Annotated in this window: 24 protein-coding genes; 6 read left to right on the top strand and 18 right to left on the bottom strand. The window is 53.5% G+C overall.

Annotated elements, in window-relative coordinates; translation table 11 throughout:
- Window positions 1–14 precede the first annotated feature (14 nt).
- A complete protein-coding gene (locus F1381_RS06220) occupies window positions 15–917 on the top strand; it encodes a DMT family transporter (protein ID WP_151733963.1) in 903 nt (300 codons plus the stop codon).
- A 411-nt stretch (window positions 918–1328) separates the two neighbouring features.
- Here the strand turns inward: F1381_RS06220 and F1381_RS06215 are convergent, their stop codons facing one another.
- The 6 genes from F1381_RS06215 to F1381_RS06190 form a co-directional block, all read right to left on the bottom strand.
- Window positions 1329–2102, bottom strand: a complete 774-nt coding sequence (locus F1381_RS06215; protein ID WP_151733962.1) for a copper amine oxidase N-terminal domain-containing protein — start codon at window positions 2100–2102, stop codon at window positions 1329–1331.
- 141 nt (window positions 2103–2243) lie between these two features.
- A complete protein-coding gene (locus tag F1381_RS06210; protein WP_222850422.1) occupies window positions 2244–3020 on the bottom strand; it encodes a M15 family metallopeptidase in 777 nt (258 codons plus the stop codon).
- Window positions 3021–3105: 85 nt separating this feature from the next.
- Window positions 3106–4398, bottom strand: coding sequence for an FtsW/RodA/SpoVE family cell cycle protein (locus F1381_RS06205; protein ID WP_151733961.1), 1293 nt, complete (start codon window positions 4396–4398; stop codon window positions 3106–3108).
- Window positions 4399–4499: 101 nt separating this feature from the next.
- Window positions 4500–4826 (bottom strand): PadR family transcriptional regulator, encoded by a 327-nt coding sequence (locus F1381_RS06200; RefSeq protein ID WP_151733960.1) that lies wholly within the window; start codon window positions 4824–4826, stop codon window positions 4500–4502.
- 161 nt (window positions 4827–4987) lie between these two features.
- The gene (locus F1381_RS06195; RefSeq protein WP_425495252.1) at window positions 4988–6451 is read right to left on the bottom strand and encodes a DHA2 family efflux MFS transporter permease subunit; all 1464 of its coding nucleotides are present in this window, start codon (window positions 6449–6451) and stop codon (window positions 4988–4990) included.
- A 104-nt stretch (window positions 6452–6555) separates the two neighbouring features.
- Window positions 6556–7125, bottom strand: a complete 570-nt coding sequence (locus tag F1381_RS06190; RefSeq protein WP_151733958.1) for a TetR/AcrR family transcriptional regulator — start codon at window positions 7123–7125, stop codon at window positions 6556–6558.
- Between the two features lie 193 nt (window positions 7126–7318).
- Between F1381_RS06190 and F1381_RS06185 the strand changes: the two genes are divergently transcribed.
- On the top strand, window positions 7319–7768 hold the full coding sequence (locus tag F1381_RS06185; RefSeq protein ID WP_151733957.1) for a DUF4395 domain-containing protein: 450 nt from the start codon (window positions 7319–7321) through the stop codon (window positions 7766–7768).
- 559 nt (window positions 7769–8327) lie between these two features.
- A complete protein-coding gene (locus tag F1381_RS06180) occupies window positions 8328–8729 on the top strand; it encodes a hypothetical protein (RefSeq protein ID WP_151733956.1) in 402 nt (133 codons plus the stop codon).
- 141 nt (window positions 8730–8870) lie between these two features.
- Here F1381_RS06180 and F1381_RS06175 read toward each other — a convergent pair whose 3' ends face one another.
- The 6 genes from F1381_RS06175 to F1381_RS06150 form a co-directional block, all read right to left on the bottom strand.
- On the bottom strand, window positions 8871–9395 hold the full coding sequence (locus F1381_RS06175; RefSeq protein WP_151733955.1) for a hypothetical protein: 525 nt from the start codon (window positions 9393–9395) through the stop codon (window positions 8871–8873).
- Between the two features lie 69 nt (window positions 9396–9464).
- Window positions 9465–10433 carry an ROK family protein gene (locus tag F1381_RS06170; RefSeq protein ID WP_246187924.1) on the bottom strand — a complete coding sequence of 323 codons (969 nt, stop codon included), beginning with the start codon at window positions 10431–10433 and terminating at the stop codon, window positions 9465–9467.
- A 173-nt stretch (window positions 10434–10606) separates the two neighbouring features.
- A complete protein-coding gene (locus tag F1381_RS06165; protein ID WP_151733953.1) occupies window positions 10607–11392 on the bottom strand; it encodes an ABC transporter permease in 786 nt (261 codons plus the stop codon).
- A 6-nt stretch (window positions 11393–11398) separates the two neighbouring features.
- Window positions 11399–12193: an ABC transporter permease gene (locus F1381_RS06160; protein ID WP_151734229.1), complete on the bottom strand. Its 795-nt coding sequence runs from the start codon at window positions 12191–12193 to the stop codon at window positions 11399–11401.
- A gap of 64 nt (window positions 12194–12257) precedes the next feature.
- On the bottom strand, window positions 12258–13313 hold the full coding sequence (locus F1381_RS06155) for an ABC transporter ATP-binding protein (RefSeq protein ID WP_151733952.1): 1056 nt from the start codon (window positions 13311–13313) through the stop codon (window positions 12258–12260).
- 205 nt (window positions 13314–13518) lie between these two features.
- Window positions 13519–14289, bottom strand: a complete 771-nt coding sequence (locus tag F1381_RS06150; RefSeq protein WP_151733951.1) for a GTP cyclohydrolase II — start codon at window positions 14287–14289, stop codon at window positions 13519–13521.
- A gap of 174 nt (window positions 14290–14463) precedes the next feature.
- On the opposite strand from F1381_RS06150, the gene catR reads away from it, so the two are divergent.
- The gene (catR, locus tag F1381_RS06145) at window positions 14464–14790 is read left to right on the top strand and encodes a catDE operon transcriptional regulator CatR (RefSeq protein WP_151733950.1); all 327 of its coding nucleotides are present in this window, start codon (window positions 14464–14466) and stop codon (window positions 14788–14790) included.
- A 258-nt stretch (window positions 14791–15048) separates the two neighbouring features.
- The gene (locus F1381_RS06140) at window positions 15049–15261 is read left to right on the top strand and encodes a hypothetical protein (protein ID WP_151733949.1); all 213 of its coding nucleotides are present in this window, start codon (window positions 15049–15051) and stop codon (window positions 15259–15261) included.
- 104 nt (window positions 15262–15365) lie between these two features.
- Here F1381_RS06140 and F1381_RS06135 read toward each other — a convergent pair whose 3' ends face one another.
- The 3 genes from F1381_RS06135 to F1381_RS06125 form a co-directional block, all read right to left on the bottom strand.
- Window positions 15366–15677, bottom strand: coding sequence for a hypothetical protein (locus tag F1381_RS06135; protein ID WP_151733948.1), 312 nt, complete (start codon window positions 15675–15677; stop codon window positions 15366–15368).
- 157 nt (window positions 15678–15834) lie between these two features.
- Window positions 15835–18552: a CHASE3 domain-containing protein gene (locus tag F1381_RS06130; RefSeq protein WP_151733947.1), complete on the bottom strand. Its 2718-nt coding sequence runs from the start codon at window positions 18550–18552 to the stop codon at window positions 15835–15837.
- A gap of 38 nt (window positions 18553–18590) precedes the next feature.
- On the bottom strand, window positions 18591–18977 hold the full coding sequence (locus F1381_RS06125) for a DivIVA domain-containing protein (protein WP_151733946.1): 387 nt from the start codon (window positions 18975–18977) through the stop codon (window positions 18591–18593).
- Between the two features lie 190 nt (window positions 18978–19167).
- Here F1381_RS06125 and F1381_RS06120 point away from each other — a divergent pair, with 190 nt between their 5' ends.
- The gene (locus F1381_RS06120; RefSeq protein ID WP_151733945.1) at window positions 19168–19734 is read left to right on the top strand and encodes a TraR/DksA C4-type zinc finger protein; all 567 of its coding nucleotides are present in this window, start codon (window positions 19168–19170) and stop codon (window positions 19732–19734) included.
- A 2-nt stretch (window positions 19735–19736) separates the two neighbouring features.
- Here F1381_RS06120 and F1381_RS06115 read toward each other — a convergent pair whose 3' ends face one another.
- The 3 genes from F1381_RS06115 to F1381_RS06105 all read right to left on the bottom strand — a co-directional run bounded on the left by F1381_RS06115 (window position 19737) and on the right by F1381_RS06105 (window position 22935).
- Entirely contained in the window at window positions 19737–20096 is a 360-nt protein-coding gene (locus F1381_RS06115) for a replication termination protein (protein WP_151733944.1), read from the bottom strand.
- A 449-nt stretch (window positions 20097–20545) separates the two neighbouring features.
- Window positions 20546–21853, bottom strand: a complete 1308-nt coding sequence (locus F1381_RS06110) for an amidase (protein ID WP_151733943.1) — start codon at window positions 21851–21853, stop codon at window positions 20546–20548.
- The gene (locus tag F1381_RS06105) at window positions 21853–22935 is read right to left on the bottom strand and encodes a P-loop NTPase family protein (protein WP_151733942.1); all 1083 of its coding nucleotides are present in this window, start codon (window positions 22933–22935) and stop codon (window positions 21853–21855) included. The genes F1381_RS06110 and F1381_RS06105 overlap by 1 nt, the downstream gene beginning before the upstream one ends.
- Between the last annotated feature and the right edge of the window lie 195 nt (window positions 22936–23130).

Raw genomic sequence — 23130 nt, 5'->3', positions numbered from 1 at the left:
AGGATGATGAATGCATGAAGCCGCATAAGGCTGAACTAATGCTCCTGATCGTAACTTTGTTCTGGGGTTCTTCCTATATTTTCATGAAAATGGGTCTTGGGACGCTTGGCGAATTTAATCTGATCGCACTCCGCTTCGGCCTGGCGTTTATTCTCGCCTCCCTGCTGTTCCGCAAACGGCTGCGTGGCCTCAACGCTGCTACGCTGAAATACGGCGCACTGCTCGGATTCCTGCTGCTCGGAGTGTTTACCTGCATTACCTTCGGGCTTAAGACCACCAGCACGTCGAACGCCGGGTTTCTGGTAGCCTTGACGGTCGTGTTCGTACCGCTGCTGGACCGCCTCGTCTTCAAGAAAAGAATCGCTCCGCCGCAAGTCTTCGGCGCCCTGCTCGCCATTACGGGAATCGGACTGCTTACGCTGAATGCCTCGCTGACCTTTGCGCCGGGCGATTTGCTGTGCGTCCTCTCGGCTGTTTTTTATGCCCTGCAGATCCTGTTTACGGCCAAGGCGGTCAAGACTTGCGATTCGCTGCAGCTCGGAATTCTGCAGCTCGGCTTCGCAGCGGGCTTTGCACTGGTGCTTTCATTCTTCTTCGAAACTCCCGTTCTGCCTTCCACGCTGCCGGGCTGGATTGCCATTCTGGCACTGGGCATCCTGTGCAGCGGCTGCGGCTTCATCCTGCAGCCTATCGCGCAGAAGTATACAACGCCTACCCGCACCGGTCTGATCTTCGCACTGGAGCCGGTGTTCGCCGCATTCTTCGGCTACTGGTTCGCCGGTGAGCAGCTGTCCCAGCAAGGCTACGCCGGTGCAGCCCTCGTGCTGCTGGGGATTGTCGCCTCCGAGCTTCTCGGCAAGGCTTATCCTGCCGGAGGCCCCTCCCGGGTGCTCAAGAAACGCAGAGCTGATCTGTAAACCCAAACAACAATGTCAAGATTCACCTTATCTAAAATAATATTTTGTTCAAGCCGCCCGGACTCTCTGCCCGGGCGGCTTTGTACCGTTCAGAACGAACAGCTTATGCAATGTATCGAACCGATCAGAAAAACCGGGCATTCTTCCAGTCGCCACTCTGGTCTGCTTGTCGCTAGCCCGGCCTGCAATAAGCGAAAAAAGAAGACGTTCCTCCTGGTCACAGGAAGCATCGTCTTCTTAATAATTATATCGGAGGTGCTATATGTGTTCCACGACCAGTTTCAGCTGGCTTTGGTCATTCAGGCTGTCTTTGGCCCGCTGGAGCGCCTGCTGATGTTCCGCTGACTATTCTGTGCTCTATGCCCAAAAAAGCCGCTTTCTGCAAGCGGCTTTTCCTTTAATCCGTAGGCTTTATTGGGCTGCAGCAGCGCCTGCCGGACTCGCCGGAGCCGGCTGCAGCTCAAGGGCAGTCACGGCACCGGAGGAATCCACGACCAGCTTCAGCGAAGCCTCGCCACTCGCAAAGCTGAGTACGCTCTTAATCTCCATACCGCCTTCGTTCCGCTTGCTCTCCACCGCTTTAATTCCGAAATATTTGCCGGCCTGGCCGGCAAGCCGCTCCCAGCTCTGCTGAACCTGCAGCAAGGACAGCTTCTCTCCGGATGCAGGACCGAAATAGCGGCTGGCCAGGTCCTGAACATTCCCGGCCGCCAGCAGCCCGGTAATGGCAGCCGCCAGCACTTCCGGTGAATAGATTACGGCTTGATCGGCCTGCGGATCATAGCTTGTGATGAGACCCAGCGCATTGAAGAACGGCAGCGGTACATAGAGGCGGCCTTGCCGGAATTCCGCCGCGCCCTTGAACACTGCTTTGTCTTTGCCGTTCAGCACAATCTCGCTGCCGCCGGCATTGAACTCTACCTTCTCCTGCAGCCGGGTCAGCTGCACCAATCCGGTAGCCGCCTGGTAGGAAGCCTTATATTTCAGCGCCTCCGCCAGTTCCCGTAAGGGAAGCATCACCGTACCGCTGCTCATGTACACGTCGGACGCTCCCAGTGAAACCGCCTGTCCATTCAGAATAACGCTGGTCGCCTTGGCCGCGGCTGCCAGCGGCACCCTATCTATCCCCATTCCCGCTGCAAATATCAGTATGACGAGGATCATGGCTGAGATTGTCTTCTTCAAGTCAATTCCACCTCTCCTGTATTTACCTTATTATGCACGCAAGTCTCAACGTATAGTCACTTTACACATTCAACTATATTCGTTCTTATGGCCGGGATAAACCTCTTCTTGTAAAATTTCCGGACAGACCGGGTAAAAATTTCACTCTACATTAAAATTAAAATAAGTGCTTGGATACGGCTCCTTCATGAGCGTAAAATGCCACCATTCCTTGCTGTAATACTTGAAGCCCCGCTTCTCCATCGCATCCTTCAGCACCTTCCGGTTCGCATGCTGCCTGGCGCTGACGAGCGTCGTATTGTAATACGATATCTCGCCGAAGAAATCGAACGGACTGCCCATGTCCACCAGTTCACCCGTCTTCTTGTCCGCCAGCGTCAAATCAACCGTGCTGCCCCGGGAGTGACCCGATTTCTTGGCAATGAAGCCCAGCTTGAACAGATTGCGTTTGTCAAGCCGGGGATAATATTGCTGCTTCGTCTTTACATCGGATGCATCCTGCGACCAGCGGAGAAAATGATTGACCGCTTTCTGCGGACGGTATGCGTCGTAGATATGCAGAATGTAGCCTTTCTGCGCCAGATCATCGCTGACCTTCTTCAGCGCCGCAGCCGCTTCCTTCGAGAAAATCGCCAGCGGCGCCTTGTAACCGTCGATCCTAGCGCCTACGAAATTGTTCGCCGTGTAATACCGGATTTCAAACTGTGCAGCAGGAATGACCTCATCCAGATAGACAAACCCCTTCGGCAGATTGTTCTTCTTTATCATTGTTGCGTCTGCGGCTGTTGCCGGCTGTTGCCCGCCGCTTGCGGCATTTGCTGCGCTGCCCTCAGCGGATGGAGACAAGGAGCCAAGTCCCCAAATAACCGCCAGCAGAGCTGCCATAGCTCTGATGCCAACCTGCCTTCTTCGTAACAAGTCCCGTGCGCCTCCTCTCCGCATGAAGCCTTTTGCCACCAGTATACGTTTTCAGCGGACAATCCGTCCAGTATTTACCGGTCTATTATCCTTTAGCGGCGGGCGCAAGCTGCATGGCCGGAGTGATATCTTTGCGCCGATAGATCCCCATGATCAGGCCCAGCACGGCAAATTCCAATAGAACATGGCCGCCGTAGCTCAGGAAAGGGAACGACAGGCTCGCAATAAACATTTTGCCGCTTAAGACCGAGAGCCCGTATACCATCTGTACGGCAAGCAGGAGCGACAGCGACAGCATCAGAGCCTTGCCGTAAGGATCGCGGACAGTACGGTAGCATAAGCGGAGGACCGCAAAGAAAGCGAACACGGCACCGGCCAGCACCAGCCCTCCCGCCCATCCGAAGGTATGAATCATATACGCAGGCAGCATGTCGCTGTAGGAAAAAGGAATCTTGTCAGCAACCGCGCCGAACCCGTGTCCCCACCAACCGGCTGACTGCATCGTTTCGTGAAGCATTCTGTACATATATCCGCTGGAATCCGGGTTGATATTATAGTCAACGGCTCCCAGCAGCCGGTCCCGGAAATGAACCTGCTTCCATAGATAAGGCAGGCTGCCGAGCGCCAGCACCGTTACGGCAATACACGAACGCAGCCACCTACCAGTAAACCAGGTATAGAGCGCAAGAGCGCTGACCAGATAAAGTGCCAATTCCGGCAGACCGCCGGCCAGCACGTAGAACGGCAACGGAATCAGCAGGACTGCCGCTTCCCGGAGGATGTTCCGCCGCTTACCGAGTCTGCCCGCTGACTTCTCCATGATGAGAATCCCGGCCAGGGCAAGGACCAGCATATACAGGCTTAGAGAAACAGCGTCAAAGCTGAAGCCCAGCGGCACCAATATCCAGTAGGAGCGCTGTCCGTTAATCATCAATCCATAGCGTCCGACAAAAGCAATCATGAACAGCGCGGCGCCGTATATCCACCATGACCCCTTCAGAAGTTTGCGGTAATCGGCAAAATAACCTGCCAGCATCAGCGCCATGCCGATCAGGATAAACACCGCCTGCCTCTGCAGCGGCATCAGTGCAACGCCAACCGGCATTCCGCCGGCCTGCAGCGAGCCCATCCCGAGCAGGCTGATGGCCGCCAGCCCCAGCACCGCACCGAGCAGCTTCCACGGCATCCGCGGCCGGTGCGCTTTATTCAGCTCCTTGCCCAACGCCACGGGATCACCCATCTGGCTGACTGCCATCGTCTCCGCTTCCTGGCGCGTCTTGCCGTCTTGCTCCCACTCGCTCACCCGGTCTTCCAGATGTCCCGCCAGCTCGCTGCGGATTTCACCGTGCATTTCCCTGGCCCGGATGTGGATGCACACCTCGTCCAGATAGCGCTCCGCCGCTTGATGGTCACCGGATGTGTGCTCACCGCCCTGAATTACGTTTTTTACGTATCATTACGTTTTTGCGCCAAAACATGTTATCCCTCCCCCAGTACGGCATCGACCGCACCCCTGAACAGCAGCCACTCCGATTTCTTCTCTTGCAGCTTGAGCCGGCCTTCGTCCTGAATCCGGTAATATTTGCGCCTGCGCCCGTCAACCTCCTGCCAGTACGCCTCCACCCAGCGCTCCGTCTCCATCGCATGCAGAATCGGGTAGAGTGTTCCTTCCTTAAGCGAGAAAATCCCGCCCGACCGCTGCTCCAGCAGCTTGATCAGCTCATAACCGTATAGCGGCTTCTCCTGCAGCAGCGTCAGAATGAGCGTGCCGGTGCTTCCCTTCAGCAATTCCTTGCTGACCTTCATTGCGCTACCTCCCTATACCTCGTAAATCTATGTATTAATATACACGATCTCTTTTCATTTGTAAAAAGCTTCCTCTTCCGGCAGTAAAACAAACAGCCCATCCGTCAAGGATGGGCTGTGATTTAATCCGTTATAATTGCTGATTGCTCCATAAACTCCGCTTAGTGCATTGGCATTTGCGACTTGTGGCTGACCACAACCCGCTTCAGGAAGAACGATACGGCCAGGCCGATGACAGCCATAATCATACCGAAGATGAAAGCGTTCTGTACGCCGTGCGTGAACGCCGCAATCGCATTCGCCGGATCGGCCGGATTCGCCGCCGTCTTCAGATAGCTCTCAGTGCCGGAAGTCATGATACTGACCGCCAGCGCCGTACCGATCGCGCCCGCTACCTGCTGCAGCGTGTTCATGATCGCCGTGCCGTCCGGATAGAATTCCATCGGCAACTGGTTAATCCCGTTGGTCTGTGCAGGCATCATAATCATCGAGACGCCAATCATCAGCGTGCTGTGCAGCACAATGACGAAGACCACCGTTGAAGTTGCTGTAATGCTGGAGAAGAACCACAGGGATGCGCCCACCACGATCAGGCCTGGAATGACCAGCCACTTCGGACCGTATTTATCGAACAGACGACCCATGATCGGAGACATCAGACCGTTGATAATGCCGCCCGGCAGAAGAAGCAGACCCGCTTTGAAGGCAGTGTATCCCTGACCCTGCTGCAGATACATCGGCAGAATCAGCATCGACGACAGGATGACCATCATACAGATGAAGATCATAATCACGCCGACAGTGAACATCGGATAACGGAAGGCGCGCAGATTGATCATCGGCTGCTTCATGTTCATCTGGCGGATCACAAACAGTACCAGGGCAATAACGCCGACAGCAATAGCGATAATGACCTTCTCGCTGCCCCAGCCGCCCTCTTCGCCGGCGCTGCTGAAGCCAAAGACGATGCCGCCGAAGCCAAGGCTGGACAATAAGACGGACAAGGCATCAATTTTCGGCTTGGTGACCTTCGATACATTCTGCATAAAGAGAATTCCACAGATCAGGGCAGCCGCCAGGAACGGCAGCGACAGCCAGAAGATCCAGTGCCAGCTCAGGTTCTCGATCAGCAGTCCGGCAATGGTCGGACCGACCGCCGGGGCCACCATAATGACCAGACCGATCAGACCCATCGCCGCGCCTCTGCGTTCGGCCGGAATAATGACCAGAATCGTGTTGAACATCAGCGGCAGCAGCAGTGCGGTGCCGATGGCCTGAACGACACGGGCCGTCAGCAGAAATTCAAAGCTCGGTGCTATCGCCGCAAGAAGCGTTCCTACAATCGAGAAAGACACTGCTGTAATGAAGAGCTGTCTCGTTGTAAACCATTGCAGCAGGAGCCCGGAAATCGGCACCAGAATCCCGAGGGTCAGCAGATAGGCCGTTGTCAGCCATTGTGCCGTCGTCGGCGTAATCTGCAGCACCGTCATCAGATCGGACAGCGCCACATTCAGCGCCGTTTCACTGAACATGCCGATAAAGCCTGCGAGCAGCAGGGACACCAGTATCGGCAATGCCTTCAGCTTTCGTTGTTCGTTTGGAGTTGCCTGTTTCTTGCCTTGCATCGTTGCTTCCACTCTCATATCCTCCTGATATTGGGTAATGTTCTCTCTCTAATTTCTGTCTTTCTAATTCTTTCAGGGTCTTTCGAATTTCCGCAATCTCGCCTCTAGCCGAGTACGGCCGGTACACATTCGGCAGCCGCCAGCAGCGGCTGTTCGCTGCGCCGGGTTAGCGCCTGGATCAGCGCCCCCTCAAAGAGCGAGATCGCCGCCGATGCTTTGGCCTCTGCTTTAAGCTGCTCCTCGCCTTCGGCCATCAAACGCTGTACAATCACTTCCTGCCAATCGTGAAATACCGCTTGCGACGCCGTTCGCAGCTCTTCGCTGATACAGGAGGTTTCCACCGCCAGCCAGAAGCTGAAGGGAACCACGCCCTCAAAGGAGGATTCCACGGCTTCCCGCGCCATGCCCAGAATGAATTCCTGCACCCCGGCGGCGGCGCTGCCCGCTTTATCCACCTCTGTCTTCAGCTTCTCGGCGACCACATCGCTGGTACGCTTGATGCAGGTTACCGCCAGTTCCTCCTTTCCATGGGGAAAATAGTAATAAAGAGACCCTTTGGGCGAATCGCTGTCTTTAATGATCTGATTCAATCCCGTAGCATGGTAGCCTTGTGTAAAAAATAACCGGGATGCACTGTCCACGATCGCCTCGCGTGCATTGTGCTTGTTCGACACACCCGACACTTCCTTTACTTTTATAACAATCGGTCTACATAATAAAACCACAAAAATCGGAAATGTGTCAATCCTAAAATAGTAAAATTTTAATTAAACAACATCAATGTTTAGAACGGCAAGGAAAACCAATTGTTACAATTGTAAAGATGGATTATACTTATATTAATCCAATAAGAAAGGTGTGTTTTGAATGGGCACACAACCATTAAATAAAGCGATCCCCCGCCCTTTAGTCAAGCTTAATCAGGGATTTATTGTCGGTTCAGTCCTGCTTGCCTGGGTTACCGGCTGGCACCTGCTTCTGGCCTTCCCGCTGGCTGCCGGACTCTCAGGCCTGATCTTTGGTTATAATCCCGTGATCAAAGCGGGCGCACCATTCTTACGCAAGGAGCGCTCCGCTTATATCCTTGAAGACTGGGAACAGCAGCAGTTTAACCAAAGCATCGCTGTCTTCTGCCTTGCCGGAGGTCTCATCAGCTTTCTGGCAGGCTGGACCACCGCCGCATATATTTTCACCGCCATGGTTGCCGTCGCTGCCACTGTCGCCATCTTTGGTTTCTGCATCGGCTGCTTTATCCATTACCAGTGGAGAATGGTTCTGCACCGGCGTAAAGCTGCGTCCGGGAGAAACAGCCATTAAGCCTGGCGAGTTAAGTCGGGCTTTCCTGTGCTGAGGCCGGAGCAGGTACACGAATGGCCCCGGCTTCTTTCCGCACGCGAAGGGCCACACCAACCTTGGACAGCACCACTCGCCGCTGACGGACCGAGGAGACGTTATTTTTGCCAAAAGCCCTCGCTTGCCCGCCGTACGGACCCAGATGACGTTATTCTTCCCCAAGCCCTCAATGTATGCGCTCATCATAAAATAAAAGCGCTGGTGTCCGTAAGGATTCAGCATACCGGCCGGAACAATAAAATTAGGTCATTGGAGTCCGTTGCCCGCGATGGTACCAGATCCCCGTACTCATCCTTCCAACTGCAATATAATAACAGGAAAAAGTTGTGCATCGAAAAGAGGAATTGGCCTCCAATTGCTGGAATCCTATACTTACCCTTCGGAAAGGAGGATTCCAAGGTGCATTTCCACAATTATAAAAAACCGATCCGAATCCGCCGTCTCCCTCAAAACTAACATTTTGAGGAGGGCATAGAGTGAAAGTAAATGACAACTACCTGCAGGAACAATTAAAGCATGTGTATTGGCTGAATGGCTGCTGCAGATTGCGGAAGAAATGATGGAGTTTTTCGTTATCGATTTACTGAGAATGCCTGGAGAAACGCCAATTATCATCGACTTAGGCATTATGCCTGAGCGGATTCTGCCCTTTATCCCTAAAGAGCGGATGATCTGTCTCTACACCTCTGATGAAGAAATTAAAAGGCTCTATTACTACCGGGAAGACCACCGGATGATACTGGATGTCATCAACCTGACGGCCAATCCGGCGGAAAGCATCATTAAGGGGAATCAAAGTATGATTGATTTCTCCCGCAGGATTAGAAATGCCTGTATTCAGCATGGGATCAAAACCCTGGAAAGAACCGCGAGTTTGAGTGTTGAGGGGCAATTCTGGCAGATTCGTAACCATTTCGGATTGTGATCGCAAATAAATAGTGCTGCAAAAAAAGGCCATTCCCGGGTACTCCGGGGTGGCCTTTTTCTTGCTGTGACAGCTTGATGCCAGTCGTGCTCCTATTACCGTAACGATCTGGCTGCTGCCCGGTTTCAACCTGAGCCGTCCTTAAGATTCGGCCACATCCCAGCGGTGGCTGTACCGCTCCAGACGGGGATGAAGCTGCTCCGGCGCTGCGGAGAGAATCAGCCGGATCTTGACGATCCAGCCTTCAAAAGACGAATAAGAAGCGAACAGATTGGCCATTTCCGGCGTCAGGTACAGAAAATACGGCGCAGGATATACTTCGCTGATATGGCGCAGCGCCGAATCCAGCGGCGTGTACTTCTTCCGCTTGCCTTCCAGACTCTCAATCGTAATCAGCGGGCTGCCGTGCTCCCTGCGCCATTCATGGAGACGGTCCTCCCGTTTGTAATAAGCCTGCACCGGCTGCTTCGTCATCCGCCGGACCGTCTCCTCGTGCAAGGGATAAAGCACCAGCTTGACGAATTTCCGCGCTGCGGCGGTTCTTGCCGCCGCTTCCAGCTCCTGGTCCGTGATGTCTTCAAAAGAATCATAGAACACAAGCGTTCCCTTGCGCTCCTGCTTCGGCGGTTCATAGCCGTACGGCACATGCTGTATGTCTCGTTTCATCTGGAGCCTCCTGCCGGTTCGTCTAAGTGCTTATAACATAGCATGCTTCCATCAAGTGCGTAAAATTCCTCAGCTCTCCGCGCCAAGCCGCATGCTGGCGTAATAAGCCGCGCCGACGGTACCTGCCCGGCCGCCCAGCTCCGCCTGAACAATGCGGCAAGCACCGCCCGAAAGCTTCAGTGCATGTCCGTTCACCGTTTCCCGTACACTGCGCAGCAGCCGTTCACCGGCGGCCGCCATCCCGCCCCCGATGACGATCAGCTGCGGGTTGAGCAGATTGATCACATTCGCAAGGCCGAAGCCCAGCAGCGTCCCGGTCTCCTCCATTACTTCCACCGCCAAAGCGTCGCCCGCATCATAGGCTTCGGAGATCAGCTTCGCCGTGATCGCCTGCTCATCGCCCCGGGTCCACTCCTTAATGATACTCTCCCTGCCAGCGGCCAGCTTCTCCTTGAACGTAACCGTCATGCCGACGGCTGAAACATACCGCCCCAGGCAGCCGGAGCTGCCGCAGCGGCAGGGCCGCCCGCTGTGGTACATATTCATGTGCCCGATCTCGCCTGCGCTGAAGGTCGTCCCGTACAGCACCTTGCCGTTATGTATAATTCCTGATCCCAGCCCGGTTCCCAGGGTCAGCAGCACCAGGTTGTCCGCCCCTCTGCCTGCACCGAACTGCCACTCCCCGTACAGATTGACCCTCACATCGTTGTCGATGTAAGCCGGGAACGGATAGTGGCGGTTCATTTCATGGACCACCTGCACCTCTTCCCAGCCCGGAAAGTTGGGCGAGAAATGCGACATTCCCGTATCCGGATCAAGCAGACCCGGTATGCCCAGTCCCATGCAGCGGATCTCCTGCACGCCCGCACCGCTTTGCTCCAGCAGCAGGCCCACCGCCTGCCGGATCCGCGCCAACACATGCTCCGGACCCTCTGCCGCCTCCGTCGGGATCGACAGCTCTGCAACCGGGCTGTAGGCCTCTGTGTACAGTCCCGCTTTAATGTTGGTTCCGCCTAAATCAATTCCTATGATATACAAGTTGTATCCCCTCCTCCTCATGCCTATTATGAGGGCTTCAAAGGCCGTTGCCTATCTCCAAATACGAATTTTACATTCTTTTAACGAGACTGGATATAAACAAACAGGCGGGCATATGCCCGCCTGCCAGTAGCCAGCTATGCATTTATTTTTACTAACAGTAGGCTTAATGCTTACGATCCGGCTCCCTTGTACTTTCGCACGCCATGGTTCCAGGACAATAGGCCAACCGTCAAGAAGACGGCGCCTACAGCCGGCGTAAGGAGCGCCATGCTCCGCATCTCCTCGCGCTCCAGGAAGAGCGCTGCCGGATACACGCCGACAAAAGCAAATGGAATCACCCAGGTCAGCAGCACCTGAATCGCCCGGTTATAGATCGTCACCGGATAACGCCCATAGCTCTGGATGTTGTACATCAGCGGCAGAATTCCCGTAGGAGCGTCGGAGTAGAACGACAAAGAGGTCAGCGCCGTATAAATGCCCGTATAAATCGCCACGGCGCTGACGCTCAGCAGCACAAGCGCCGGAAGGGTCCACCATTCCAGGGACAGACCGAGATTGCCTCCGCTGATGATCATCACCACTATGCCGATCAGCGAGCCGGCCAGCGCCGGCGGGTCCACATTTTCCAGGAAAATCTGAAACAGATTATGCGCCGGCCGGGTCAGCACGCGGTCCATCTCGCCTTTGACAATGTAGCGCTCACTGAACCCCCACAGGTTAATGAAGCAGCCAAAGATGCCGTACGGCACCATGAAGAACCCGTAAACGAAGATGACTTCGTTCTGGCTCCAGCCGCCCAGACTGTCCGTATGCATAAAGATGACAAGAATAAAGATGAAGTTCACGGCCTGAAACAACAGGTCGGAGACAATCTCCACCCAGAAATCCGCGCGGTAGGTCAGGCGGGTCTTCATATAATTTTTCAAATATTCACCCAGCAGTCCAAGATAATACATCCTTCCTTAACCCCCTTGTACGAACAGCCGCTTGCGGGCCGCGCGGTATAAAGCGATGATCGGAAGCAGCAGAATCAGGAACCAGATCACTTGAATCCCGAGGACACTCCAAATTCCCGTTCCCTGCACTCTGCCCGTGAAGACGGAGCCCGGCAGATAAGTGATCGCCTGGAACGGCAGCACCTCCAGCACCTTCGAAAGCCAGCCCGGGAACAGGCTGATCGGCACGATCAGGCCGGAGAAGAGATCGACGATCACCCGCTTCATCCGCATAACCCCCTCATTGTTCTCAACGAAGAAGGCGGACAGCCCGGTAAGGACATTAATCTGTGAATTGATCAGGAAACTGAAAAAGAGCATCGTTAAAAAGCCCGCCCAGGACGAAAGCTCCGTCGGCAGCTGTACCGGAAAGAGCAGCATGGCAATGGCCATGCCGGGAATCATCAGCATCAGGAAGCGGAAGAGCCCTTCGCCGAGGCCCTGCATCATTTTGACCAGCACATAGTTATACGGACGGATGAACTGGATCGCGATGCTGCCGTCCCGGATGTCGGTCGAAATCTCCCGGTCCAGATTGTTGAAGTAAAAAGCCCGCGCCATCCAGGAGACGGCGACATACGTGGTCATCTGTGCGCCTGTAAAGCCCCCTAGTGACTCGCCGCCCCCGTAGATCGCTTTCCAGGTAAAGTAGTTGACCCCGATGTTCAGCGTATAAATCAGAATCCCCGAATAGTAATTGACGCGGTAAGCCAGCATGGTCAGAAAGCGGATGCGGATAAAATCGAAATAAGCGCCCAGCAGCAGTCCCCGCCCGCTCTTCTGCGGGCCTGCAGCGGATCCTCCCCCTGCCGGGGCCATCAAGGAATCAGACATGGACGGCCTCTTTCCCGTCCTGATCAGCAGCGGTCTGTTCCGCAGGCTTCTCCGCCGAGCCGGACTGATAGATGCTGCGGACGATGTCGTCCGTGTTGGTTTCGATGATTTTGATGTCGGTAATATCCGCTTTGCCGACCACCTTGGCCAGCAGATCGGACACGTTCAGGTCCCGGGGAATCCACACCTTCGCGCCCAGCTCGTTCTCCGCCGTCCAGCTGACCGGCATTTCGGCCGACCACTGCTCCAGCTGCGGCAATTTGGTCGGTGTGCCGAACTGGAACTGCACCTCGACTCCGGTGCCCCAGCGCTGCTTGAGCTCCTCCAGTCCGCCGTCATAAATAATCCGGCCGTCATCCAGCATAATGACCCGCGAGCAGAGCGCTTCAATATCCTGCAGATCATGGGTTGTCAGCAGAATGGTCGTGCCGTGCTCACGGTTCATATCGCGGAGGAAGTCGCGGATCTCCGACTTGACCACAATATCCAGACCAATCGTCGGCTCGTCCAGGAACAGAATCGCCGGATTATGCAGCAAGGCCGCCACCAGCTCGCAGCGCATCCGCTGGCCCAGGCTCAGCTTGCGCACCGGCCGGTTCAGCAGGTCTTGCAGCGCGAGACGCTCCACCAGCTCATCCAGCCGCTTGCGGAAATCCTGCTCCGGAACCCGGTAGACCTTGCGCAGCAGCTGGAAGGATTCGATCACTCCGATATCCCACCACAGCTGGCTGCGCTGCCCGAATACGACGCCGATCTCCTGTACAAACCGTTCGCGCTCCAGGTAAGGCACATAACCGCCGACCTTCACGCTTCCCGAGGTCGGGACCAGGATGCCGGTCAGCATCTTGATCGTGGTGGATTTACCGGCGCCGTTCTCGCCGATGTACCCGCAAATTTCCCCTTGCGGAATCGTAAAGTGAATATCCTTTACCGCAGTGACTTCGGAATATTGCCGTTTAAACAAATCAGCGAAGGCCCCTTTGAGGCCCTCGCGGTTCTTTTGGACTTTGAATGTCTTACGCAAGTCCTGCACTTCAATCGCATTCATAATATACCTCGCTAGACTTGGAATTGGGGCTCAGTTCTCCATTATAATGCACGGGCGGCCAAAGGACTACCCATTTTGATCTTAAGCATTCCCGCCGGCATTCAGGGCGCAAAAACACCCCCGCAAAGTGCAGCCCTATACTGCCGGGCATACTCACCTTCTTTGCAGGGGTTTTATGGAACAATCCCTATTTTAAATAGCGAATTTAGATGGCAAAAAACTCCGTACCTTTAGCTGCTTCCAGATGCCCCGAACGGGCCACCTTGGTCCGCAGATACTTCTCGTTAAATGCCGATACATCTCCCCATAACGGGACACGCTTGCCTGTATTCATGCCGGCAGCCTTCAAGGCTTCAAGCTTCTTCGGGTTGTTCGTAATCAGCGTTACCGGTTTGTGGCGGAGACTGCGGAGAACTGCGATAGCATCCGTATAATCACGGGAATCATCGGCAAAGCCAAGCTCCAGGTTGGCCTCCACGGTGTCATAGCCCTCTTCCTGCAGCAGATAGGCCATGGCCTTGCTGAACAGTCCAATGCCCCGGCCTTCATGATTAGCCAGATAGAACAGCGCTCCTGAGCCGTTCTGCACCATCATCCGCATGGATTGGCGCAGCTGGAAGCCGCAATCGCAGCGCTTGCTGCCGAAGATATCGCCGGTATGGCAAATGCTGTGCATCCGCACCAGCGCATTGTCGGCATACTCAAAATCACCGTAGACCAGAACGCTGGATTGCTGGCCGTCGGCAAGCTGCATGGAGGACAGCCGCGAAATCAGCAGCTCTGTAGCTTCCGGCGAGTCGCCCTGCAGGAGCTCCGCATCCTCTGTCTTCAGCCAGCTGTACCATTTAAACGTAACGGTCTCCCCGTCCAGATTAACCGGCAACGTTATCGGTCCTACCAGGATGACCCCGGAGTTGTCCATTGTAATCCGTTTGATCTTTTGCTGCAGTATATTTACAATATCAGGTCTGATCATTTGTGCACCGTCCTATCCGAATATATCTAAAAATTAATCATCTCAACATCAAGTAACTATTTGTAAGTTAGTTTATCATTGTAATATAACTTCGTCAAGTTATAAAATATAGATAAATATTTTTAATTACTTATTGTAAGTTTATGATATAATGAATGCAGAGGTGGTGTTTAAATGAATGAGTTTGAAATGTGTCCGCGTTTTGAAAGAGCGGTCGACGTGCTCAGCAAACGCTGGGTAGCTCTGATTGTATTTGTGCTGATGCAGGGCCCGCGCCGCTTCGGGGAAATCGAAGGCTGTCTGAAGAGTCTCAGCGGCAAAGTCTTGTCCGACCGTCTGAAGGAAATGGAGCAGGAAGGCATCATTCAGCGTACCGTCTACCCGGAAACTCCCGTGCGCATTGAATATTCGTTGACTGACAAAGGCAATGCCCTGGCTCCTATTCTCGGCGAGATCAGCAATTGGTCCTCAGAGTGGATTGAGCTTGAGGCTTTGAAATGACAGCGGCCATAAGCAATTTGCGCAAAAGCGCCCCATTATGCCCTTAAAGGGATTGAAATGGGGCGCTTTCTGCTGTATTTATTCCAACGTGTGAAATGTTTAGTAATCAGATTAAGCTCATAAGCAAGGTCTGAATATCCATATTTGTGACAAAAATGAATATTTTTATTGAAAATGGCTTATTTTCTGTTGAAGCATCCAGGTAAATATAGTAAATTCAAAAAGTAATCTATTCTAATTATGAAAGGTGGACAACCCATGGAAAAGATGTGTATGGAAATGATGATGAACATGTGCATGGAAGACATGATGGCCAAGATGAACTGTATGAAGATGTGCATGGACAAGATGGCCGAAATGAACATGATGGACATGGATATGGACATGATGATGAAGAAGATGCAGGACTGCGACGAAATGATGACCCAGTGCATGACCATGATGCGTGAAGGAATGCAAATGTCTAAGTAATTAGGTGTTTCGTTAAAGTGAATCCGCTAAATTCACCTTGACGGGTTATTCGCAAGTCATGGCAGAGCAGACAACTGCATGCCATTTTTTTATGCCCAAAAACGTTATTTGATCTTGATGTACCGCTCCTGAATTTGTTTGGCCAGCGTAATCCGCTCCAGCTTAAGCTCCCAAATCTGTTCCTTCCACTGCCCGCTGTCTTCGTTATCCTCTTCTTCCCGCAGCCGTTCGAACAGCTCCAGCAATGTCCGGTTAACCTGATCGAAACGGGTCCACAGCCGGTGCATATCGTCCCATTTCGTATTCTCCGTGAGTGCATTATAATTCTTTAACTTCTCAATGATGTCAGCTTGCCACTGTTCATCCTGTATAGCTTTGGCATAGTTTAGAAGATCCAGATAATCATCGACTGACATGAGAACCGACTCCTTAATCCTTATATACCAAGTATTATACTAGGTATTATAGATATTGCAAGGGATTGCCGGATTTTATTCTATATTAAATCATTCGTACAGCAAAAAGGGAGATGATCGCCATCCCCCTTGCTATCTCCTGGCTATCCTATCACTGTCAAGTGCTGCTAAGCAGCCGGCCCATGCGGGTGACCACTTCCCGGATGGCGACAGGCTTGCTGAGAAAATCATTCGCGCCGGCAGCAAGACATTTCTCCCGTTCTTCCTTCATGGTCTTGGCGGAGATCGCAATGATCGGGAGATCGGGCAGCAGCAGCTCCTCGCGGATAATCGACAGTGTGTCATACCCGTCCAGGTTGGGCATCATAATATCCAGCAGAACGATGTCCACATCCGGCTGTTCCCGGACAATCTGCAGGCATTCAAACCCGGTCTGCGCCGTTAAAATGTTCATCCCGTATGGCTCAAGCCCTTGCTGTATGGCAAAAATATTGCGTGAATCGTCATCCACGATCAGAACGGTTCTGCCTTGCAGCCGTGCTCGGTCTTTCTCGTGCGCAGATAAATCTGCCTGCCTGCCCTTCTCCGGTCCGGTCCGGCCGTCCTCGCTGGAGGCTGCGGCCTGAGCCTGTAAGGCTTCTGAACCGGGGCTTGCTTCACTCTCTTCCGAAGTACGGCAAGGAAGATAAAGCGTAAAGGTGCTGCCGGTGCCTTCCCGGCTCTCCAGGGCGATATGCCCGTCCAGCAGCCTGGCCAGCTGCAAGGAAATGGATAAGCCGAGTCCGGTACCGCCGAATTTGCGCGCTGTCGAACCATCCGCCTGGCGGAACGCTTCGAAGATCAGCTTGCGGCTGCTTTCGGAAATTCCGATGCCGGTGTCCTTGACGGCAAAAGCCAGAACCGGTCCGCTGCTCCGGTACTCCCCGTCACCGTAGGATGAGAGGTATGAAATGTCCACCTCTACTTCGCCTTTTTCCGTAAATTTAAAGGCATTGGAGAGCAGATTACGCAGAATCTGGTGCAGACGCATTTCATCAGTGAAGAACAGGTCCGGCACGCCTTCCCCGATCCGCACTGCAAAATGCAGCTTCCGCTGCTCCGCTGTTTTGCCGAAATAGCTTTTCAGCATAGCCGGCAGCTCCGTAAGATTGACAGCATCCATTTCTACCAGCATTTTTCCGGCTTCAACCTTGGAAAGGTCAAGGATGTCGTTAATCATTGCCAGCAGATCGCTGCCCGAGTTGTGAATTACCGTCGCGTATTCCTGTTCTTCCTCATTTAGATTCCCGTTGCGGTTCTCGGCCAGCAATTGCGACAGAATCAGCATGCTGTTCAGCGGTGTGCGGAGTTCATGCGACATATTGGCCAGAAACTCCGTCTTGTAGCGGGAACTCCGTTCCAGCTCCACGTTATACTGTTCGAGCTCCTGGGCCACTTTCTCAGCCGATTCCCTGCGTTCATCAAGCTCGCTGTTCAGCTCCAGCAGTTCCTTGGTATGTCCCTGCAGCTCCTCGGCTTGCACCTGCAGTTCTTCCGATTGCACCTGCAGCTCCTCATTCATTACCTGTGATTCCCCGTAGAGCTGATGAATTTCAATCCGGTTCAATGTGGTATGCAGCGCGATGGCCATAAGCTCCAGCAGCTTGGTGAACAGCTCCATATGATAGGGGCTCCAGCGGGTGATCGAAGCCGCTTCCACCGCTGCCAAAGCAATATTCTCAAATACGAGAGGTGCGGCTACCGCCGACCGCGGTGCGGTACGGCCGAGCCCGGAGTTAATGCTGATATAATCCGCAGGTAAATCCTCGAGCCGCTTAATGCTCTTGTCCAGAATGCATTGGCCGATCACCCCTTCGCCCGGCATAAAGCCTTCCAGGCCCACCTTTACCTCATATAGCTCACTTCCGGCGTAAGAATAGATCCGGTTGTAGCGCCCATCCTTATCTGCCACATAGATCGCGGCATATTGAATCTCCAGCATCACTGCAAGCTTGTTGACAAAAGTCCGGCATAACGAGGCGAGGTCTTGCGTTTCCTGCAGCGCCATGGACATTTGGGCCAGCTGCTCGCTTTGCCACTGCTGCCGCTGCACCGATTCAAGGAGACCGTTCGTACACTCGGCCAGCTCGTAAATTTCGTCCATGGTCCGCACCGTGATCCGCTCGGCCATACTTCCACCGGAGGCGATGCCGTTAATCACGTTAATCACATTGCGGAGCGGTTTCACAATGCTTGATGCGATAAGATATGTAATGATGGCTGCGAGAACGGCTACCATAGACCACAGAATATACATTGTAATCAGAAGTCTGTTATTACTGCGTTCTAAGCTCCCGATCCGCGCTTCTGTTAAATCACGCTCAATTCCCCGGAAGTATTCCGATTGGGAGCGGACCAGATCAAGTATCGGCTTCCCCTGATCGTTATGGAAATACGCCGCGACCGCTGCATTCTGGCCGCTGCGCTTGAGTTCGATTACCGGCTGTCCCGCCTCATTGATCCATGATTCAATACTATCCCTGATATTATTGAGGTTCTGCAGCTGCTCCGGATTGTCCCTGATCAGCTCGCTCAGCTTTGAATAGTTAAGCTTCCATTCGACCAATCCGGAAGTATAAGGCTCCAGGTAGTCGTTCAGGCCGGTTAGGGCATAACCGCGCTGGCCTGTCTCCATATCCAGCACATTCTTCTCCAGCACATACGACAGCTCATGAACCTGAATGTCATGGGTGCTGAGGAATCGGGTCTCCTCCTCCAGATCGGTAATGCGGCCGGAGACCACAATCAGAAACAGACCGAGCATCAGCAGAATTACAACGTAACCCAGGGCAATTTTACCCCGTATTTTGAGGCCCCAAGTTTTGGCATTAGGCAACAAGGTTCAAACCTCCAATTAGGTTGCTGGTTGTCCTCTTACAAGTAGCTCTCGGTGTGCTGAATCTTCTCCTTCAACTGGCGCACATTGCTCTCCAGCCGGATAATCACTTCCTCCAGATCCTTGGGGTCGATGCCCCGGTGGGTAATGACCGGCGTCTGCGCCGCCGTCTTGGCTTCGGCCTTCAGATCGCGCAGCTCTATCTGCTGCTCCTGCCACTTGTCCATCAAATCGGCAATCGTTGCATAAAAGCGTTCGTAATCCTTGATGACCGTGTCCAGAAATGTATCGACTTCCTCTGCATCATAACCGCGGAGCTTCACATTAAATTCCTTCTCGTGAATCGTAAGTGCGTCCAGATTAATGCCAAGCTGGCTGAACAGTTTTCTCTGCTTGTCGAGCCGCCGTCTCATATGTTCGTCCATCTAAGTAACCTCCAAATTATGCTGTGTCTCCAATAGTAATCATTATAACAGGGGGAAAGCGACCTGAAAATATCACAAAAGTTGCACTCTGCGGGACTTAAGGTCCGCTGATTTCCCGCCGTTTGAATAGGGTAAGGTTAAAATACGCAGCAATAATACTCCCGCTGGAAGCAGAAAGGACGATGACACCATGAACCATTTGACCGATGAACAGGTTGCAGAACTAAAAAAGGCACTGGAGGAACGTAAAGCTGAACTGGAAGCGCACTTTACGCAAAACGGCGAGGAAGACAGCCTGCTGGGCGACTCGCTAAGAGTCTCTACCGGAGAATTATCCGCCGCTGACAATCACCCGGCCGACGTCGGTACCGAAACCTTTGAGCGCAGCCGCGATCTTGCGATCAATGCTTCGCTGAATGATGAGCGTGAAGAAATCGAAGCCGCGCTTCAGCGGATAGAGGATGGCACTTACGGGATTTGTGTAATCAGCAAGGAGGAGATTCCTTACGAACGGCTTGAAGCTATTCCGTATACTCCTTATGCTGTAAACCATGTACCGGACCGCAATGCCGCAGGAGGCGACCGGCCGGTCGAAGAGCAGGTAATGACCCGGCCTCCATCCGGGGCAGGCGAAGGCCGCCAGGAGAACAGCGGACGGTTCGACGACGCCGGCGCCTGGGAAGCAGCTGAGGATTACGGCAGCGCCAGCTCGCCGGTGACGCCGCCTGGAAAGGATAGAGAGGAACAGGATTCCTGAATTCAGTAGTTATCCTTGACCGCTTTATTAAGGATGCCAAGACAGCGGTCAAGGTCTGTCTTTACCTGCTTTTTATACAATCTGGCTTTCTCCTCGCCCTCTGCAGTGAAATGATAAAGAACGATTTCCTGAAAATCCACCTTGGGGTCGTTGCCCTTCAGCTGTTTGGTACGGTAGAGAATCCCCTCCTGGACCAGTTCGTGCAGCGCCCGGTAAATCTCACTCTGGGGCGGAGAATAGCCGTGAGCTTTAAAATCCCTCCGCAAGTCCTCCAGCATCTGATAACCATAACCTTTATGCTGCTCCACCATTGTAATCAAATACACTTTAATGAAAGCTCTTTGCGCAATCATGAACGCCACCTACGAAGCACCTCCTGCAAGGCCGCCGGCCTATGCACTTGAATTTGTTAAAATCTATTACATTTTAATATAAGCACTATTTTCCAACTTTCACAACCTGAAAGAACTCTTATTGCATCCTTTTTCGACTGATTGTTGTAAATAGGTTCGGAGAGGTATGTTGTATGGGTATGTAGGTACGTGGAGGGATGATGTGTTTTCTGTTGTGAATTTTTCATATGTTGAGATTAGGATAATAGAAGTTTGATTTAATAGAGGTTTGTTTTGTAGTGGCTTGTTTTCGTATAAGTTGGTTAAAGGTAGGGTTCCAGCTATCAGGTTGGAAAATGCGATGGGAAATCTGTGCTAACTCCTATTTATCGCTGGCTTGTTATTCGTTATCGTTTCCGTAGCGTAATATGGCCACCGGCACGCTATGGAGCTGTCTGCCGGTGGCTGATTAGACTCCGTTATATGAATTGTGCTATCCCCTGAGCATGGTGCAGCAGGAATTCGTCCTGTCCGAATTCAGCGATACACTGGAAGCCGAGCGGCAGCCCTTCTGCTTGTCCTCCAGGCAGGCTGATTGTCGGCAACCCGGCATACGTCCAAATCGAAGTCATGCCCGCAAAGCCTGTACGTCCGCCATGGGGCGGAGCCACGTCCCCTTGTGCCGGTGAAATCCAAAGGTCGATCCCTTGTGCGCGCCGGATCTCCGCCAGCTCAGAACGCAAGCATAGCTGTCCTCTGCGATAGCGGTCCAGCTCTTCCTCACCGATAGTTTTTCCCAGCTCGATGGCTTGCCGGATCACTTCCCTGTACCGTTCCTTGTGTTCTCCATACCATGGTTCATGCACCCGGGCCATTTCGCCTTGAACGAAACGCAGCATGGCATCCCCGTAGATGAAATCGTCAGTCCAAGGCATATCGACGGTCCGAACGCTATAACCTGCTTGAATGAGCGTCGCTGCCTGCTTCTCGAATGCCAACCGGACCTCGTCAGTCATAAACTTCATGTAAATGCCATTAGGGATACCAAGCACAGGCTTGCGATCCGGATCAATCACTTCCCTCCCCTGCCATGCCCCCTTCCACTCAGAAATGAAAAAAGGTGCAACCGCAGCCATTGAACCGGCATCCGCAGTGAAGATTCCAGCGGTATCGAACGATGGCGCCAGCAGTATCACCCCGTCCATCGGAATACGGCCATAACTCGGCTTAAAGCCTGTGACTCCGCAGAAGGAGGCAGGGGCCGTTACGGACCGCAATGTCTGGGTGCCAACCGCGACAGGACACATGCCGGCCGCGACACAGGCGGCCGCCCCCGCGCTGGAACCGCCCGGCGTCCGATCCGGCGCAAACGGATTCCGGGTAGGAATCGGCCCTGCGTATGCAAATTCCTCCGTTACTGTCTTGCCTGCCACCCAACAGCCTTGTTCACGAAGTCTGTGAATCAGGCTCCCTTCGCCGGCCGTCAATACTTCCGAAGGCAATTCAGATCCCGCTCCGGTAAGTAAACCATCGGCATGAAACAAATCCTTAATGCCGACCGGAACGCCATAGAGTGGCGGTTTCTCCCGGTCCATGAAACGGTTCCGCAGCGTTTCCAACTCTCTAAGGATGCGAGCCTCACGCTCCTGCTCCTTAACAAAAGCACTAACCTCCGGCTCCACAAGGCGGTACCTCTCCGCGAATTTATGGAAGGCTGTGTCAAAAAAAGTCTCCCGATCCTGTGCCAGATCCCCGGTAAGCTTCCAGCTTTCAGCTAAAATCACCATTACGCTCCGCCCCCTTCTTCCTTGTTCGATACAGTCCCATTAAACGTGCCAATGTAAAGCAGCCGGTCCGGTTCTGTTGTGTCCAAATTCCCAGCCAAAACGGAGCGAATATCCGCGAGCAATGATTCCAGCGGAACGATCAAACCGGCTCTGCCCGTATAAGGGGCGGCGACGAAGAAGGGCTGTGTCAAATAGGCCTCCAGCCGTTCTCCCCTGTGATACAGCCTGAGCTCTGGCTCCGGTAACCGCTCTGCACCCTGCGCCGCAACGACCGGGCGCAATTCCCTGTAGCGGCGCATCAATTTCCTGGCCGACTGCTGCAACTGGATGTGCAGCGGATCGAGTTGTGCGCCTTCAAGCAAGACGGATGTCGAACTGACCGGGTTGATGGCGGGATACATTGCGCGGGACGCTAACTCCGTATCAAACTTCAGATAGGTATCCAGCGGACCGTAGGGGATATCCTCGTCGGCGGCAACTCCTCTGGCATCGACAAGCAGTATGGTAACGGATTTTGCCCCTGCAGACTTCATGCGTTCCTGAAGCTCGAATAACTCGCCCGAAAGCGATGCTTCACGGTCGGCACCAAGTACGACATCTTGTTGAGGGGCCAGCAGCTGAGCGCACCGGATCACGTCATCGCTGCTGCCGCAAACATCGTCGGCCGCCTGCTCAACGTCTGTAATCCCAGGCACGTCAAGTGCAGGCTTCCAGAATACGGTGTGCGCACCACTCCGGCGAAGCCGGAGCATCAGCTCCGCAAGCATGACCATTTGGCCGGTCATTGGCCTGGCGACGACCCCGGTAATGCCCCCGCGTACGATTGGCGCAAGCAAATCGAGTACTTTGATCCCGGTCTCCAGCAGCTCCATCCTAGGTCCTCGAAGGACAAGCTCATCCATTGTACAGCCGGCCAGCGTAGCCAGCGCCGCCAGCGTCCGGACCTCCGCCCGGCCCAGCGGAATCTTGCCGGTACAAAGGTTGGATACGGTTGCCGGACGCAGCCCTATCGCTTTCGCTGCAGCCGTTAGGTTGGGCACGCGGCTGCGCAGGAGCGCAGCGTTAAGATGCAGCTCTTCCATTTTAATACACCACCCGTTTTCTTTTAAAAGTAATTTATATACGCTTAAAAGTAAATATATATTTTGGAAATTGTATTTCCCACTCGCCTAACTGGCTTGTCGCATCATAGGATAACAGCTGCACCAACAAAATGAGGCTGCCGTTTTCCGGCAACCTCATATATTTCTGACTTGCATCCGATTTATCTGCCTGTC

The sequence above is a fragment of the Paenibacillus tengchongensis genome, from assembly GCF_008973665.1.
In the GTDB taxonomy this organism is placed as follows: domain Bacteria; phylum Bacillota; class Bacilli; order Paenibacillales; family Paenibacillaceae; genus Paenibacillus_AQ; species Paenibacillus_AQ tengchongensis.
Note: the sequence above shows the minus strand (reverse complement) of the source record. Positions and strands in the feature narration are given on the sequence as shown.